This is a genomic window from Scytonema sp. NUACC21 (genome assembly GCF_054684315.1).
Genome location: NZ_BAAFZH010000083.1, coordinates 40,683 through 57,203 on the forward strand (window position 1 = coordinate 40,683; position 16,521 = coordinate 57,203).

Consider the following 16,521-nt stretch of genomic DNA (forward strand, 5'->3'; position numbering starts at 1 on the left):
TACCGACTGTGATAGACACTTGGACGATAGCGAACGCTATCTCACTTCTGCTGCTGCTCATCCAACTGCCAGCGACAGCCATTTTGCTGTCGCGCCTCCTAACCGGGCCTAGACGTCAATCTCCCATTGCACCCCAAAATCCCACACCAGAGCTTTTGGGAAGTGTGAGCATCGTTATTCCCACCTTAAACGAAGCTCTTCGTATTAGTCCTCTACTAACTGGCTTAAGTCGCCAGAGTTACGAAGTTCGGGAAATTATTGTTGTTGATAGCAGGTCACGGGATGGCACTCCCGACTTGGTAAAAGCTGCACAGCAAAAAGATCCCCGTTTTCGCGTGATGACAGATGACCCCCTACCTAAAGGTTGGGTGGGACGTCCTTGGGCGCTGCATAACGGCTTTTTACAGAGTGCCGAGGCGAGTGAGTGGTTTCTTGGGATGGATGCTGATACTCAACCAGCACCAGGTTTGGTTGCTGGGTTGGTAAAGACAGCGGAATCTCTTGGTTATGACCTGGTTTCTCTGTCACCTCAGTTCATTCTCAAATATCCAGGAGAGTGTTGGCTGCAACCAGCACTCCTGATGACTCTGCTTTATCGATTTAATCCAGCTGGTGTGAATTCAGAACAACCAGAAAGAGTGATGGCAAATGGGCAATGCTTTTTATGCCGTCGATCTGTTTTAGCTGCTGTCGGTGGCTATACAAGTGCGGGTCATTCTTTTTGTGATGATGTCACCTTGGCAAGGAATATAGCCACCTCGGGATACAAGGTTGGTTTTTTAGATGGGGCAAAGGTTTTGAAAGTGAGGATGTATGAGGGGGCAATGGAAACTTGGAAGGAATGGGGACGCAGTCTTGACCTGAAAGATGCTTCCTCTGGTGCCCAACTCTGGGGAGATTTGTGGCTACTCGTCTCAGTTCAAGCTTTACCCCTGATAGTCTTACTCACTTATTTGCTTCTTTTCCCCCTTGCCCCTCTTAGCCCTCTGCTTCTTCTACTGGGACTCAATTTATTTCTACTGGTAATTCGTTTTGCAATGCTGTTTGCGATCGCACCCTCTTACGACCGCAAACAAGCAAAGGGTGGTTGGTTATTTTGGCTTTCTCCTTTTGCCGATCCAATTGCAGTACTGCGAATTTTCCTATCTGCACTTCGCACCCCTCGCGAGTGGCGGGGAAGAAAATACGGTGAGGTGTAGCGGGGAGAGGAAAGGTAGAGAAGATGGACAAAGAAGAGGGGTACACAAGGAAGCAAATTCTTCCTGTTTCCCCTTGCCTTGTCCCCATTACCTACTCCTCGCTTTCGCTTTCCACCTTATCGCCCCGTTCCAGTTCCCAGAGTATTTGATTACCTTCACGTCTTACCCGTGAGACAATCCAATTTCGCCAGCGCCATTCGTCTCCACGACTGGTAACGGCACTTGCATGTACATCCATCAGGTCTGCTAGTTCGGAACTCGTGATTAAATAGCCTTTTTCTGAGATTTCGTCCGCTATACGGAGGGTTTCAACCAAGTTACGGAGTTGCGTGACCCTCATTTCTCTGGGGAGTTCCTCAGTCTGAGAGACAGCATGGGAGGTATGTGGTTCCATAGGATTGGTTATATTTGTTGCAAGAGTACTGATTTCTTGTTTCGTTGTGTTAATTATTGTAGAATTTGACTCAAAATCAGCGCCTCTAGATACATTTACCTCACTTTTTTCCTCCACAGATACGTACTCCTGAGTAAGGGTCAGTTGTTGTAATGTTGGACTTTTGCCAGTAGCAAAGGTACGAGCGATAGCATCACAGCGCTCGTTACCAATATTACCAGCATGGCCTGGGACATACTCCCACTTGACCTGGGGACTATTAAGCTCGTCCAAGGTTTCCAAAAGGTCTTGGTTGAGAACGGGTTTACCATCTGACTTCTTCCAGCCTTTCTTTTTCCAGCCCTTCACCCATTTGGTGACGCTGTTGATAAGATATTCACTATCAGTGTAAAGAGTGATGGGTTTGCTTTGTCCCGATTGTTTGAGAAATTGGAGGGCGGCGATCGCCGCTTGCATTTCCATCCTGTTGTTTGTAGTTTGAGGGTATGCATCACCCATTTCGTGAGTGGAACCATCACTGAAATAGACGACCACACCCCAACCTCCAGGACCGGGATTCCCAGTGCAAGCGCCGTCTGTGTATATACTTTCGATTGTAGGAAGTGAAAACATATTGAGAATTATAGAACTGCTAAGATGAGACAATATTTGAATTTAGCTCATTCATAACTCTCTATCACATTTTGTATAAGTTTCTGCCATTTTTCATTGGGAAACCAAATTTTATTTAAATCTTTTTTTGCATTTTCCTCAGTTGTCCGTTCTTTTAGACGTCGGTAAAGATATATGAATGCTGAAACTCTTTTATTAGCAGCACAGTGAACAAATACTTTTTTTTCAGCATTTGATTCCATCACGCTAAAAAATTCTTTGACATTCTCAAAAATCGGGTTTTCCCAAACAATAGGAATGTGAATATACTGCATATTCTGTGCTTCTACAATTTGTTTTTCATCAGGTAAAGCATTAGAAGATTTCTGAAGCGCTAAATTCACAACAACTTGATAGCCTGCTTGTTTGATTGCGGAAAACTGTTCTTTTGTTGGTTGTCCTGAAGTTCCAATTGAATCTGATATTTTAGGATAATTATTAATGTCATTGAGCTAAGAATTGTATAATATGTTACTATCTTGAGCAAAAAAGCTGTAATTTAGTCATAGCCGAGCGCGTTTGCAGCATAACCTCTGTCACGAGGCTCATCAATATTCTCTACAACTTCTGCTTCTAAGTAGATAAAGTAACGTGCGTGTTAATACAAAATTAGCAATTAAACAGCAATCGATTATACATTTTTTATGTAAAAGTTCTGCCCATTTGTCTGCTTTCACGGACGGAATTACCGACAAAAGAGGTGACGCCGACAATAGCGCAATGAGTGTCACGTCGTGCCTAGCTACCGTGGGATATACCATATCCAGACAACCAGAAATGATATCAATCAAAGTTTTTTACGCCATTTAAGGAAATCTCCAAAACTCCAAACCATAACATGAAAGCATTAGATGATTCCAATCAAGCCACACAAAAAAGTCTGCACAATCTGGGCGTCATCCTGCTAATTGCTGCATCCCTAATCTGGGGCACGACGTTTCCACTCATTAAAGATACTATAGGTAGTCTTTCGCCATCTGCACTACTTGCAAGCCGTTTTGCAGTAGCAGCAATTGTTCTAGCCCCTTATTTACGCCGCCTGAACCCTCAACTCCTACGCGAAGGTACGCTCCTGGGGCTTGTGCTTTTCGCTTCCTTTGCCACCCAAACAATAGCGCTTGAGAGTATACATGCAAATCGGGCAGCATTCATTAGTAGCCTGACAGTTGTCATAGTACCATTACTGGGGTTGCTCCTCGGGCGGCGCGTGCTACTTAAGACTCTCTTTGCAGCGGGCGTCGCCATCACTGGTATCGGGATTATGTCGTGGGAAAGCGGACAACTCAGCGTTGGCGAGTTCTTGTTGTTCGGCAATGCCTTTATCTATGCGGTTTATATTCTCATCCTGGAAGGAGCCACACAACGCCATCCGACCAAACCCCTCACTGCCATCCAGGTCTTGGTGATAGCAGTACTAGGAATGGTTTGGGCTTCCCCACAACTGATGGAACAGATGGACGCAATTAGAATGAACTTGGGTTCAGTTCTTTACCTTGGTTTAATTGCTACTGCAGCTACCGTCTGGATCGAGACTATGAGTCAACGCTGGGTTTCAGCTCAAGAGGCAGCCCTATTCTACACCCTCGACCCAGTTTTCTCGGCGATTGTCTCGTTTGTGCTACTGGGTGAACAACTTGGAGTTCGCGGTCTCATGGGTGCAACTTTTGTTCTAGCTGCAATGATTTTAAGTCAGAGCAAAAGTAAGGGGACTACAAATGACAGTGGGGTTATTATGCCCAGCATCTCCTTTGCATCTCTCCAAAATGCCTCTTACTTGGCATCCGCTATAGTATGCCGGATTCTCCAGCTTAAAAGCAGCAAGGAGTCATCTATCATCGGTTAAGGGGAAGGGAGTAGTTGCAGTTGTAAGGGCGCGACGACCTTACGCCCCTACTATGTACTTTATTTACTTGCAAAATGCTGTATGGACAATTCATCCATACCAGTTTACTAAACGATCGCTGCAACTTGTTATGTTAGAGCTGAAGCTGTACCGACTCTAGCCCTTTATTGGCTTTTCAGCCTCAATAATCGCTTGGCTTAAGAAAAACTTTGCATCTTCAACCTGTCCGGCTTCTAGGCAAGTTTGAACAATTTTGCACCAATCCAACAAGGTGCTAAGCCTAGTGTCAGTTTCATCTTCGCCGGAACTCATCACAGGTTTCGAGGTGTAAGCAAAAATGCGTAAACTGTGTAAATTGTTCATGTTTACTCCTTGACTCTCTACACCTCCATGTTTTCACTCGAATTAGAGCTGTTTAACTTCTTTCTTCAGAGTGATGTACATAGTAACTTAATAATGTTTTAATTATTTGTCTTGTTTGCTAGTAAATTACTATTGCCGATAGGAGATCTGAAAATATTACTGAAGATAGCTGCCAATCTTATTTCTACATATCAAAGTAATCAAAATACCTCGTTAAGGTTGAAACTATGTTTTCACCCTGGCAACTTCCGCTCCTGTTAGAAGAGTACGCAATGACTCGTGTCGTTGTCTACTTTTATAATGGCAGATGGGTACCAATTAAGTACTGTTTCTTAAAAAAAGCAATTGCTCTCTACTATAAAACACTTTTCTCCGGTCAGGAAGTTCTCTTATTTCCTCCAAATTTAGACCCTAATAACTTTTAACAATCAAGTTAAATTGCACTTGTTGTGTATTATCGCTCTCCGATCTGTCCATCAATTAAATCGTCTACTGGGCTTTTAACCAGAAACGTTTAACTGAGGGTGATGAGAGCGATATTATTTTGCTAACTACTGAATCACTGAAAATTAAAATAATTATTGCAATACAAACAAGATTGGCGAAGTTTCTGCTACAAAACGCGAGAAAGCTTTCAGGAATGACATACAATATGGCAATAGTTTTTTCAAGAGGTCAGCTAATAGCAAATTAGTTGACAAATTTAAGAAAGGTTAAGTTGTGAGGGAATGGCACTATGACAACTTTCACGATAGTATCTCAGCAGTTAAAGCAAGTTACCACTGACTTACACCACGTAAATCCTTGGGCAGGGCTACTACGTTTCAGTATACTTGGTTTCGTATTTCTCAGCCTGGTGGCATTAGCTTGGTCAGTACCTTCGCTTCCTCTGTTTGTAAGTTTAACAACACTAGCGGGAGTTTTCTATGCCTTTTGGCTCGTCTCCACCCATGATATGACTCATAAAACGTTAACGGGATGGACGTGGTTCGATAGTTTGATGCCTCGGTTGATAAGCTGGCCAATGCTCTGGCCCCACAGTCTCTATGCAGAAATGCACCGTTTGCACCATGCTTGGAATGGAATTGACTTTCGAGATCCAGAGCGAGTTCAATGGACTTGGCAAGAGTACCAGCAAGTTCACCCTCTCCTACAATGGTATGTGCGTTATCAGTGGGTCAGCGATATTTTTGTACTGGGGGGAATTGGGCTTATTATTAAAACGTTTATCCAGGCTCTGCGCTTTCGTAAGTTAGTGTCTGGGATATGGCAACAGATGCTGCTCGATCTAACAGGTATGCTTGTTGTCCATGCTGTTCTGCTGATTGCAGTCATCTCTCAAGGAGAATTATTGCGCTACTTGTTATTTTGGTTAATCCTAGAAAGGGTCATTGGGATTATAGTACAAACACGTGACCACTTAGAACATTATGCACTTTGGGGTAGGTTTACAAATCACCAACTAACGCAGCTTTATTCTTGTCGCAATCTCAAGACTAGTTTCCCAGTCGGATGGTTGATGGGTGGTCTGAACTATCATGCCGTTCATCATGCTTTTCCCGATATTCCCTTCAATCAGCTTCCAGCAGCGTTTTTACGAATTCAAGAGGTGTTGCAACAGCATGGTCTTCCCCTTATGGAATTGGAAGCAGGTTATATCAATTCAACTTATTTGTTGAGCTGTTATCCTTCATTAATTGGTGAAGTTGACTCCTCTGATGCAACAGGTCGCCATCACATGATTCCAGTTAAAAATTCTGTTGAAGCAAAAGTTTATAATAATTCTCAAGTAATATAACATTACCTATTTTCAGCGCGATCGCCATTGAGTTTGAAAGCCCTAAAGCGGACATAAAAAATTCATGACACACACGCCAACCATTCGCCAGATTTTATCGGATGATAAGACAGGGTTGATACCCTATCTGCGTCACCAACTCCAAACTGAAGAATTTTCCAGCTTCAAAGCGCAGCTTGGTTTTCATGTAGACGAGTTTTGTACTTCTGTCAATAAAAGCGATGTTTCACCATTAGCTCAAACGACTCTCTGGGTCACTCTCAACTTATTAATCGTTGTAGATAGCCACATTCATCCTGATGATGCGACTGTACATGCGCTTGAGTTTCAGGCAATGTTGGATGCCCATCTGATTAATTGGAGCTTGAACAACTCCGGGCTGCTCAAACCAATTTCAGAGATTAAAGGGGCACTCAGCAATTTGGAAGAAACACCTTATCACGGCGGTTATCTTCCAGGTTTTGAAATAAAGCGCCAGTTTGCTTTAACTTACAGTGCTTTCACAATACCAACAACGTAGAACTTGCCAACTAATCTCGAATAGCCGTTTAAAGAGCCCCACTTTAAAATTAGTTTGTGTAAAGTTGGTGATTGGGAGTAAGCGCTAGTGAATACGTCTTCCTTCCCGAGCTGCATTAGCTTTGTTAAGCCGTATTTGCTATTCCATAAAACTCTTTCATTTTTTTCTCTATATAATCGTGGTTTACCAGGCTCTTGGCAAGCTGTAACACTTTTAATTAAAGCCATATTTCAAATACCTTATATAACTAATTTACTAAAAAAACATATTTAACCAAAGAAAAATATTCTAATTTTATATATTTTTTTACTATAAATAGCTTTCAAATAATATTTAAATTAACTATTTATTATTATTTAGTTAACTCAAAGTTAAGTTATAAATATGAATATTTCAGTAGGATAGAGATCTGAAAGTACAACTTCAATTCATTTCTCATGAAGAAAGTAAAATTTTTAACTTTCCTAATCCCTTTTGCAGTTGCATGTCTGGTTGCTATCTTACTTGCGGCTTTACCCACTCCTGGACCTGCTCAAAGTACTAGCGTGCATTTAACGATGGGCAATCCTAGCAGTGCAGGTACTTCCAGCCTGAGTAACTATTTATTAGTTAAGCCTCAATACGCGCTGTCATATAACTGTAGTAGAGGTATCCCGAACTGGGTTAGCTGGCAGTTGAATTCGTCTTGGCTTGGCAGCGCACCCCGTCAAGACGATTTCCGTGCCGATACCACATTACCTTCAGGCTGTTATCAAGTCACTAGTTCTGACTACACAGGTAGTGGCTTTGATAGAGGGCACATGACACCCTCAGCAGATAGAACAAATACCATTACGAACAATTCTGCAACATTTTTAATGACAAACATCGTCCCTCAAGCTCCTGATAACAATCAAGGACCTTGGGCTGATTTGGAAGATTATTGTAGGCAACTGGTAGGACAAGGGAAAGAATTATATATCGTATCTGGTAGTTATGGCTCCGGCGGTACTGGCTCGAATGGAGGTGCTACGACGATTTCTAGCAGTAGGGTTACTGTACCAGACAGAGTTTGGAAGGCTATTATAGTGTTGGATCAACCCGGAAGTGGAGTCAGTGGTGTTACTACGAGTACAAGAGTCATCGCTGTCGATATGCCTAACGATCAAGGAATTAGAAGCAATGACTGGCGATCGTATAGAGTCAGTGTAGATACAATGGAATCCAGAACAGGTTATAACTTGTTCTCTAATGTTTCCGATTCAACCGAAAACATAATTGAGGCCAGAGTTGATTATCAGTAACACTTGATATAGGAATCCTCTTTGATTCTTGAAATATAGGTTGGTAGGGCATTGACCACCATATCCGGGTTTTGGTGGTCAATGCCCTATTTACATTACTTACAAAATTGTAGGGGATTTCTAGGGCAATTCAAAACAAATTGCCTGTCTAGAATTGATTGAACGGGCAAGATATCATTCATTTTTTAAGATTGAATGGCTAGTACAACAAGGCTTAAGTATGAAGGCTAAAGGATGAAAGTAAGAAGCTTACACTGCAGGCTTTGCAAGAATTTGCAATGGTAGTCTGATTTTTGCCGATGTGTACTAGAGAGCCGATACAGTCTTCAAAAGAGGAGCACAAAACAAGTTTGCTTTCTGCTGTAACCTTTGATATCTCTTGAATGTAGAGACTAAGTATGGCTAATCTCTACAAAAATGAAGTTTTTTATGATTTCTGTACCGATGCTCTAGGTTTCTACGACTTTAGTTGTTAGTCCGGCTAAATCACCAGATGGTGTTTTACCAACAATATAAACATCAATACTTCTTCTACCAACGCGATAAACTTTAACATCGCTGAGGTCGCTTTTAATGCTATCTAAAAGTTTTTTGTACTTTTTGACATTCTCTTTTTGTTGGTCATCGTGCCATTCTTGCTCGAAGGCAAGATTTCTAAAAAGATGATCTAACTCCACAACCTCTACTGATGCATTTTGGGGATGTCCTGTAAATTCTAATATATGTTGAGGTGTGATATTCCCGAACACAGCCGCCCAGCGAACTGGTGAAAAAGGAAATTCCGATTCGCTTGGCATAAATAAACCACTAGCCGCTTGTTGAAGTTTGGCAGCCACTTCAGCACCGTTAGTCATTGGCTCAATTCTCCAAGTATGCTTGTTTACTTATGAGCTGATACAAACTTCTCTATTGTATCTTTGAAGAGTATGCTAAAATCCGGTTGCTGAGAAAAGAGTGTGTCTCTAGAGAGGCGTTTGACTGCCTCGGTTGACTTACGCTGAAGTATCGTTAAGCAATTCATGATTGGAGCCATTGACTCAAGCCCCAATCTGAAGGGAAACGGAGTGCTGTGAAAATGAATGTCGAAGAACTCAGGCAACGATATGCCGCAGGAGAGCGAGACTTTAGTAACGTTGACCTCAGGGATACGGTGTTGAAAGAAATCGATCTCAGTGGTGCTGTTCTACATGGGGCGATGTTGGATGAAGCCAACTTGCAACGGGCGAACCTCAGTCGAGTTGACTTGAGTGAAGCCACACTAAATGGTGCTGACTTAACCCAGGCTGATTTAAGCGGAGCCGATTTGAGTGATGCAATTCTTAACAATGCAATTTTGGCAGGTGCGATTCTTGAGGGAGCCGTTTTGGATCGGGCGGATTTGAAAGCTGCGGCTCTGGAACAGGCGGATCTCAGATCGGCAGATCTCATCCAGGCGGATTTGAGTAGAGCCAATTTGGAAGCAGCAGATTTAAGCGGGGCAGATTTGGGCATTGCGGACTTGCACCAGGCTAACCTGCGCCAAGCTGCATTGGAAAGAGCTAATCTGAGCGGAGCCAATCTGCAAGATACCAATTTAGAGGGCACTATTATCGAAGGTGGTGACAGCAGTCTGGCGACTTGAGCAAAAGGAAGTCTTCAAAGTAAACTCTGGTAAATCAAGCGTAATAACCCCAACGTTTTTGGATTGAAGAAATAGCGTGAAATATTGCCTCTAGTTCATCCTTATCCGAAATTTGTGGGAGCATTTTGGATAGATGAGGTAGTGTTTCACGGCTACCGATTTGACCTAAAGCTGCGATCGCACTCATACGAACCATAGAATCTTCATCTCTGAGGGCTGAGACTAGCCCTGTGACACTAGACTCAGCATCAATTTGAGATAATGCAGATGCTGCTTGCGTGCGAATTTGAGGGTTTTTATCGTTTAAAGACTGTAGCAGATATGCTACGCCTGCTTCATTGCCGATTTTACTTAAAACTCGAGCAGCACTCAAACGTACCCAAGAATCTTCATCACTCAAAGCTTGTCTCAAACCGGGCATTGCGGCTTCAGTTCCAATTTGACCTAATGCCTCAGTCGCAGCCCAACGCACAGCAGAGTTTTTATCGCTCAAAGCTTGTATCAGCCCTGGTACTGCCACTTCCGTGCCAATTTTCTCTAGTGCCTTAACAGCATTCACGCGTACCTCAGCATCACTCACGCTCAAAGCTTGTTGTAAAGCCGTTACTGCTGCAGGAGAGCCAATTTCACCCAACGCCGTAACAGCACTCAGACGTACCCAAGAATCTTCATCATTCAAAGCTGATTGCAGCGCCGCTATTGCTGGTGGTGAGACAATATCTGGAACCTCCCCAGCCACCACTACTTCCGTGCCAACTTCATCCAACGCGTTAGCAGCGCTGGCACGAACTGATTCGTTTTCATCACTTAAAGCTTGTCCCAGACCCACCACTGCCGCTTCAGAATCAATTTTAGCCAACGCTCTAGCTGCACTTTTACTAACCTCAGGGCTTCGGTCGTGTAAAGCCTGTAGCAATCCTACTACTGCTTCGGAGGAACCGATTTCACCCAACACCCAGGCAGCCTTTGCACGAACAGAGCGATCGCAAATGTCATTTTTTAAAATATCGAGCAGCTTGGGCACAACCTCAGGAGAGTTCATTTTTGCTAATACTGAAGCTGCATACTCTATACTATCCGGTTTCCCCAAAAGTTGGAACATTTTCTCCACCAATACCTGTCTTGCCACCTCTGTATCGATTGTTTGTAACGCCTCGGTAGCAATGACAGCCATATCGGACACACCGTCATCTTCTTGTTGTTGTGTGTTCAATACTTTCTCTAGCGCTGCTACTGCCCCCTCTGTGCCAATCTCAGCTAATGCCTTGGCAGCTGATTCAAGAACAAAATCATTTTCTTCATTTTCCTTATCTAAGAAAACTTGAAGCAAAAGTGGAATAGCGCGATCTGAACCAGTAATACCTAAAAGTTGAATTAATAAATATTGAGAACCAGCAACAGAAGCAACCCAATTAACCGTCGTGTTTTGGAACTCTGGTTTAACTGCTCCTGCAAGCAAAGCGCCTAACTTCAAATCTACCTCTAAGGCTAACCTTACCACTCGCAGCGCTTGAGCTTCTTCATCAAGACCTGATAACATCTGCACTATGGGTTCTGTCCATTGCAGAGAATTCAAATATTCACTTTTGAACTGGTCATCGCTTAGAGTTGACAGGTGTTGGTACAAGCTTTCTAAGGAAGGATTTTTGGACATAACTACTCGTAGCATCGTTGATGATGCTAGATTCTGGTGAATTAATTTTAACTAGCGTGGGTGGTTCGCTCACTATCTAAGTATTGCTCGATCGCTGCTCTAATTAAGTCAGGCACCGTGCATTGTTTTAGTTCTGCCAGATTTTTCAGTTGACGCTTGACTTCTGGATGTACCTGTGCCTTTACTTGCTCTGATAACGGCTCTTCTCTGCCGTTGTCAAAGCGATACTTGATACCAAAATCCGGATTACCGCCTGGTCGCGCCATCTAAAGAGTTCTACTCAACACCTAAATTATATAGTGCCCTTACGATTTACTAATTCTTTGCTTGATTAGCACCGTACGATGCTATTGTGTTAGTAAGGATGAAAGAGCGGGCACCTCTTTCATCCATAAAGTTAAGTGGTTTGTGCGCTCCCAACTGCTTTTAGGAGTTGGGGCAGCATTTGTTATTTAGTACTTCCATGATGACACAAACTTATATCGAAGAAAAGTTTTGCCTCGAGCAAAATGACAGGATGTCTTTAAATGAAGCCCTGTCAGTACAAGTTGTTGAGCTTGAAGAACTGACTGAAGAAGAGGTGAGCCTGCGCCAAACACTTGAGCGTAAAGTAGAAAGGGCATTTTATGAAGCGGGCAAGGCTTTGAAGGAGTTGCGAGACAGGCGGTTGTACAGGAGTACGCACAAGACATTTGAGGAGTACTGCCGGGATAGATTTGGATATACGCGCATGGCTGCTGCTTACAAAATTGCTGCGGCGGTTGTCTTAGATAATTTGTCAACCAATGGTTTACAAAGTTCGGGCATGTCAACCAATGGTTTACAAAGTTCGGGCATGTCAACCAATGGTTTACAAAGTTCCGACGTGTCAACCAATGGTTTACAAAGTTCCGACGTGTCAACCAATGGTTTACAAAGTTCCGGCGTGTCAACCAATGGTTTACAAAGTTCCGACGTGTCAACCAATGGTTTACAAAGTTCCGGCGTGTCAACCAATGGTTGGGTAATAATATTTTGCTGAATTGTGAGCAGGTTTTGCTGAATCGTCAGGTCTTTAGAAATAATATACTGCCGCCAAGCAACATACACCGCGATAATAGCAATCAGAATTTGCCCTAAAGCACCAAACCATTCTGCTAGTGTCCCAGACGCCTCCCAGTTAACTTTCCGTCCCCAACTAAGAAGGCGCGAGCCAAAACCACTAAATTTAACTGTGCCAATTATAGCAGCAATAATTCCCAAGAAGGCAATAAACACGGCTCGCTCTTGGGCTGAAAACCATTGCTCTATGGCTGCTTCTGTTGCTGGTAACAGCACTGCCAGGGACAGAAGTAAAGCTACCCCTGTTCCCAACATACCAACAATCCAGTTATTAATGGCAACTCCAATGATAGTGATTGCGATCGCTACCAGTATAAGCAGCAACGCTCTAGGCTTAACTGTTACAGGACTGGTAGTGCGTCCATTGACTAAAGAACGCATTTGTTGAAGAGCCGCTACTTTTTGCGGAGATTGCCGGGATGAAAGTGCGGCTAGAGCTTGCTGAGTAGCAAACCCCTCTGGTAATAAGGATTGACAGCTCCCATCTTCAAAGTCATCTGGCTGCAAGATGTCTTCTGAGTCGGCTTCATGTAAGTGAGACTGGGATGATTTGGAGTTGGATTCAATTGACATGTTTTTATTTTGGCACCAGCACGCCTCAGTTCAATATATTCCGTAAGGAGTCCCACACTCACCGCTTGCGGGAGTGTCGGTAGTTGACCGGTGGTTTCATGGTAGCCGCGATATTATACGAGAAGCAACCTCCGTGGTTTTAAATTTAATACTGTTTTTTTCATACCTTAATTGTTTCAGCTAAGACTTTTACTTTCTTCTACCAATTTTGGTAGAAGAGGATAATAAAAACCATGAGTCATATATGTTACAAGACCTCCTCATTTCATTTTTGTGCTATTTGTTTTCCATAGAACATTTTTAAGAAAAGTTCATCTACACTTTGTATAGAATATTAGTACGCGATTATACTTTTTATTAGGACAATCCTGTTTTAGGATCGTATGTTGTGAGTTTTATAGCAAAGCATGGTTCTTTGGCGCTTGTTTCAAGCAACTGGCTGGTTCGCAATTTTAATCTTGTTCGGTTGTGGTGATGAAATCACATCACCGGGACGATATAGCAACCAAGCTATACAAGAAACTAATGTCTCCCAGTTGCTAACAGAAGTAAACTACGCTCAACAGGCAGAAGATTTTTTTAGTCAAGGCAATAGTTCTTTCAACTCGCAGCGCTACCAAGATGCAGTAGAAGCATACGACAAAGCCATATCGATTAAACCTAAAAGCCCTGAGGTTTGGATTAACCGAGGCAACGCCTTAAACGCTTTACAACGATATCAAGATGCCCTAGCATCCTACAATAAGGCACTTGCCATCAAACCCAACAAACACGAAGCATGGTTCAACAAAGGTAATGTCCTCATTGCTTTACAACGTTATGAAAATGCCATAACAGCTTACGACAAAGCAATTGCCATTAAATCAGATAAGCATGAAGCATGGATTAACAGAGGTATAGCCCTAACAAAGCTAGGACGCTACAAAGATGCCATAGCATCCTACGATAAAGCAATTTTTATCCAACCAAACAAGCACCAAGCTTACTACAATAAAGCGTGTGCTTATGCTTTGCAAAGCAATGCTACACTAGCTGTTGAAAACCTGCAAAAGGCGATGAAGCTTTTTCCCGGTAAGTACGACAAGTTAGCAAAAACTGACTCGGATTTTAACAAAATTCGCAGCAAACAGGAATTTCAAGCATTGATTTATTAGAGAATTGTTGTAGGCTGAGTTCAGAAAATAGAACCAAAGCGTCATTTAAGGTTCTGGATGAATCCCCTAAATGGTGTAAAGTTCGTGTTGTCAGACAACGTCATATATGAAAACTTGGCAAGCTGATTTTTATCGTCGTCCCCAATCAGATGCATCTGGGCAAGTCTTATGGGATTTGTCGATTTGTGACGCAACAAGCAACTTCAAGTATGAAGCAGCTTGTCCCCAATCGCAAGCCAACTCCAGTTGGGTGACCGCTCAACTTCAACAAGCAGCTGGTGAAAAACTGCCAAACACGATTCAAGTTTTTCGTCCTCAGTCTTTGAGCTTAATAGAACAAGCGGGAAAGAGTTTGGGAATTACAGTAGAACCAACCCGCCACACCCCAGCTTTAAAACAGTGGTTGCAACAGAAGCAATATCCCATAGCTTTGGATAAACCACCCCCTTTACCATTACCCGAAAACCTTTGGGGCGAAGAGTGGCGTTTTGCATCACTCGTAGCAGGTGATTTGGTAGAAGCATTTAGCGACCGCCCCATGCCAATTCTGGAAATGCCGGAATATCTTTTGCCAATTAATTTAGGTTTAGCATCAACAGTACCCGTTCCCGGTGTCGTCATTTATGGTGGACGGCAATCGATGCGCTTAGCAAGGTGGTTGGAACAAGCCCATCCCGTAGCACTGAATTATATTGCTGGTGCGCCTGATGGATTGGTGTTAGAAGCTGGTTTGGTTGATAGGTGGGTTGTTGCCACATTTGAAGATAACGAAGTCAAAAATTCTGCAAGAATTTACGAACAACGAAAGCAGCAAAGCCAAGGTTTGCATTTTTTATTAGTGCAACCTGATGATTCCGGCATGACTTACACCGGGTTTTGGTTGTTGCGCGAAGACCAGTAGGGGTGAACGGTTGTTCGTCCTTAATCAAGCGATTGCCCTACAGTATCTTTAAAATATTACTAAACTCTTCCAAGTCATTGACCAAATGATGACTTTACCGCAAGAATTGCAGCAAAGGTTTGAAGAAAAATTAAATCGTTACGAGGAGGAAAGAAAAATGCCGTTACTTAGCAATATGGAATTGAGAGGAATGAAGCGGGGCGCTTTGGAAAACGCTCGCGAGTCGGTAATTACTGTCTTGCGCGTGCGATTTGGAGAAGTACCCCCAGAATTGATGGAAGCTTTGAATAACATCTCAGAGCTATCATTCTTGAAACAGCTTTTGGAACAAGCAGCTACTGTCAATACATTTGCTGAATTCCAACAACTTTTAAATGGGGAAGACAAGTAGGTTGATTCAAATGTCTATTCGCGTATTACGTTATCAATAATACATTTTCTATAGTACAATCTCGTAGATAAGTGCTTGCACTGTTGAAGAGAGTTAAGCAGTCAGTTGCTTATATTTTAGATAGAATCTGATGCTCATTGACCTAGAAGGTTTGAGATTCACTGTCATCAACGTTCGGGATACGTGGAAGTTTACACATATTCGCGCAATGAAGTCGGAAGTTATACCTCAACAAACAGTAGAACTCCGGTTTTAAAGTTTTTAATAGGATGGAGATTTTCCACCCCATGCTCATATTTGATAATTTATTTGTCAGTTATCCCTAATTTCTATCCTGCTTGAGCCCGCGCCTGCTTGACCATTGCAATCAAAGTGTGGTGAGCATCTTCTGCATCGGCTAAAACGTGGTCAAAGCGAATGCGGACTGGTACGGCTTCCCCATTCACCTGGGCTTTGAGATCCATTCCTTCGGCGTCAATAGAAATCATTTCTGCTGCTGTTGCATCGGCTAAACCCCCAAAAGCTTGGGCATAAAGGGCTACCGCATTAGCATGATCTTCGTTCATGTGATTGCAGATGCGCGAACTCACTTCTGGGGAAAACTGGAAAGACACGGCAACCTCCAAGTTTTTGTTAACTTTTCTAAAACTATTTTAAGTGAGATGGATAACCCCTAGAACAGTTGCTAGCTAGAAAGACGAAAATACTTGGCTGATTTCAAATAATCTTTACATTTCATTTATCATCGATTGCGATAGCTTCGCTACAGCATAGCGGCAGATCGCTTACTTGTTTACGTATCAATACTGATGAATTAGTTTTACAAAAATCATAATTTATTATTTAAATATATATATTTGAAAATTCTATCAAATATTGTTTATTGATATACAGTGCTACTAGTGGTTCATGTCATTATTTGTGAGTCGTGAGGCTGGTCATATCCCCGACTTCTTTGAAAAGTCGTGGAGCTTGCAACCGAATCAAAACCAAGGTGACGGAGCACTAGAGGCAATTCATTTGCATTTATCTGGTGTGGGCATAATTAACTCAAATTTAACAATTTGAGCAATTA

General features: G+C 42.6%; 18 protein-coding genes and 1 pseudogene. 11 read left to right on the forward strand and 8 right to left on the reverse strand.

The window, feature by feature from the left end; all coding sequences use genetic code 11:
* Positions 1–8 precede the first annotated feature (8 nt).
* Complete coding sequence (gene cruG / locus ACYRY3_RS19500) at positions 9–1,199, forward strand: 2'-O-glycosyltransferase CruG (protein WP_460203264.1); 1,191 nt, start codon at positions 9–11, stop codon at positions 1,197–1,199.
* A 91-nt stretch (positions 1,200–1,290) separates the two neighbouring features.
* Here cruG and rnhA read toward each other — a convergent pair whose 3' ends face one another.
* Together rnhA and ACYRY3_RS19510 are read right to left on the reverse strand one after the other, a co-directional pair.
* Entirely contained in the window at positions 1,291–2,205 is a 915-nt protein-coding gene (rnhA, locus tag ACYRY3_RS19505) for a ribonuclease HI (RefSeq protein ID WP_460203265.1), read from the reverse strand.
* Positions 2,206–2,252: 47 nt separating this feature from the next.
* On the reverse strand, positions 2,253–2,687 hold the full coding sequence (locus tag ACYRY3_RS19510; protein WP_460203353.1) for a protein tyrosine phosphatase family protein: 435 nt from the start codon (positions 2,685–2,687) through the stop codon (positions 2,253–2,255).
* Positions 2,688–3,082: 395 nt separating this feature from the next.
* Here ACYRY3_RS19510 and ACYRY3_RS19515 point away from each other — a divergent pair, with 395 nt between their 5' ends.
* Positions 3,083–4,087 carry a DMT family transporter gene (locus tag ACYRY3_RS19515; RefSeq protein ID WP_460203266.1) on the forward strand — a complete coding sequence of 335 codons (1,005 nt, stop codon included), beginning with the start codon at positions 3,083–3,085 and terminating at the stop codon, positions 4,085–4,087.
* Between the two features lie 156 nt (positions 4,088–4,243).
* On the opposite strand, the gene ACYRY3_RS19520 is transcribed toward ACYRY3_RS19515, so the two are convergent.
* Complete coding sequence (locus tag ACYRY3_RS19520; RefSeq protein WP_460203267.1) at positions 4,244–4,450, reverse strand: hypothetical protein; 207 nt, start codon at positions 4,448–4,450, stop codon at positions 4,244–4,246.
* A gap of 227 nt (positions 4,451–4,677) precedes the next feature.
* Here ACYRY3_RS19520 and ACYRY3_RS19525 point away from each other — a divergent pair, with 227 nt between their 5' ends.
* The 4 genes from ACYRY3_RS19525 (at position 4,678) to ACYRY3_RS19540 (ending at position 8,051) form a co-directional block, all read left to right on the forward strand.
* The gene (locus tag ACYRY3_RS19525) at positions 4,678–4,875 is read left to right on the forward strand and encodes a hypothetical protein (RefSeq protein ID WP_460203268.1); all 198 of its coding nucleotides are present in this window, start codon (positions 4,678–4,680) and stop codon (positions 4,873–4,875) included.
* A gap of 311 nt (positions 4,876–5,186) precedes the next feature.
* Entirely contained in the window at positions 5,187–6,248 is a 1,062-nt protein-coding gene (locus tag ACYRY3_RS19530) for a fatty acid desaturase family protein (RefSeq protein ID WP_460203269.1), read from the forward strand.
* Positions 6,249–6,312: 64 nt separating this feature from the next.
* Positions 6,313–6,768 (forward strand): hypothetical protein, encoded by a 456-nt coding sequence (locus ACYRY3_RS19535; protein WP_460203270.1) that lies wholly within the window; start codon positions 6,313–6,315, stop codon positions 6,766–6,768.
* A 437-nt stretch (positions 6,769–7,205) separates the two neighbouring features.
* Positions 7,206–8,051: a DNA/RNA non-specific endonuclease gene (locus ACYRY3_RS19540; protein ID WP_460203271.1), complete on the forward strand. Its 846-nt coding sequence runs from the start codon at positions 7,206–7,208 to the stop codon at positions 8,049–8,051.
* A gap of 449 nt (positions 8,052–8,500) precedes the next feature.
* Here the strand turns inward: ACYRY3_RS19540 and ACYRY3_RS19545 are convergent, their stop codons facing one another.
* Positions 8,501–8,905 (reverse strand): nuclease A inhibitor family protein, encoded by a 405-nt coding sequence (locus tag ACYRY3_RS19545; RefSeq protein ID WP_460203272.1) that lies wholly within the window; start codon positions 8,903–8,905, stop codon positions 8,501–8,503.
* Between the two features lie 221 nt (positions 8,906–9,126).
* Between ACYRY3_RS19545 and ACYRY3_RS19550 the strand changes: the two genes are divergently transcribed.
* Positions 9,127–9,672: a pentapeptide repeat-containing protein gene (locus tag ACYRY3_RS19550; RefSeq protein ID WP_460203273.1), complete on the forward strand. Its 546-nt coding sequence runs from the start codon at positions 9,127–9,129 to the stop codon at positions 9,670–9,672.
* Positions 9,673–9,706: 34 nt separating this feature from the next.
* Here the strand turns inward: ACYRY3_RS19550 and ACYRY3_RS19555 are convergent, their stop codons facing one another.
* The 3 genes and pseudogenes from ACYRY3_RS19555 to ACYRY3_RS19565 all read right to left on the reverse strand — a co-directional run.
* The gene (locus ACYRY3_RS19555) at positions 9,707–11,326 is read right to left on the reverse strand and encodes a HEAT repeat domain-containing protein (protein WP_460203274.1); all 1,620 of its coding nucleotides are present in this window, start codon (positions 11,324–11,326) and stop codon (positions 9,707–9,709) included.
* Between the two features lie 47 nt (positions 11,327–11,373).
* A complete protein-coding gene (locus ACYRY3_RS19560; protein WP_460203275.1) occupies positions 11,374–11,592 on the reverse strand; it encodes a CopG family transcriptional regulator in 219 nt (72 codons plus the stop codon).
* Positions 11,593–12,325: 733 nt separating this feature from the next.
* Positions 12,326–13,000 (reverse strand): annotated as a pseudogene (locus tag ACYRY3_RS19565) (pentapeptide repeat-containing protein); the annotation flags it as partial.
* 407 nt (positions 13,001–13,407) lie between these two features.
* On the opposite strand from ACYRY3_RS19565, the gene ACYRY3_RS19570 reads away from it, so the two are divergent.
* From ACYRY3_RS19570 to ACYRY3_RS19580, 3 genes are all read left to right on the forward strand, one after another.
* Positions 13,408–14,154 carry a tetratricopeptide repeat protein gene (locus ACYRY3_RS19570; RefSeq protein WP_460203276.1) on the forward strand — a complete coding sequence of 249 codons (747 nt, stop codon included), beginning with the start codon at positions 13,408–13,410 and terminating at the stop codon, positions 14,152–14,154.
* A 106-nt stretch (positions 14,155–14,260) separates the two neighbouring features.
* The gene (locus tag ACYRY3_RS19575; protein WP_460203277.1) at positions 14,261–15,055 is read left to right on the forward strand and encodes a Tab2 family RNA-binding protein; all 795 of its coding nucleotides are present in this window, start codon (positions 14,261–14,263) and stop codon (positions 15,053–15,055) included.
* A gap of 85 nt (positions 15,056–15,140) precedes the next feature.
* Positions 15,141–15,446, forward strand: coding sequence for a hypothetical protein (locus ACYRY3_RS19580; RefSeq protein WP_460203278.1), 306 nt, complete (start codon positions 15,141–15,143; stop codon positions 15,444–15,446).
* Between the two features lie 329 nt (positions 15,447–15,775).
* Here the strand turns inward: ACYRY3_RS19580 and ACYRY3_RS19585 are convergent, their stop codons facing one another.
* On the reverse strand, positions 15,776–16,060 hold the full coding sequence (locus ACYRY3_RS19585) for a DUF2470 domain-containing protein (protein WP_460203279.1): 285 nt from the start codon (positions 16,058–16,060) through the stop codon (positions 15,776–15,778).
* Positions 16,061–16,355: 295 nt separating this feature from the next.
* On the opposite strand from ACYRY3_RS19585, the gene ACYRY3_RS19590 reads away from it, so the two are divergent.
* Positions 16,356–16,514, forward strand: a complete 159-nt coding sequence (locus ACYRY3_RS19590; protein ID WP_460203280.1) for a hypothetical protein — start codon at positions 16,356–16,358, stop codon at positions 16,512–16,514.
* Positions 16,515–16,521 lie beyond the last annotated feature (7 nt).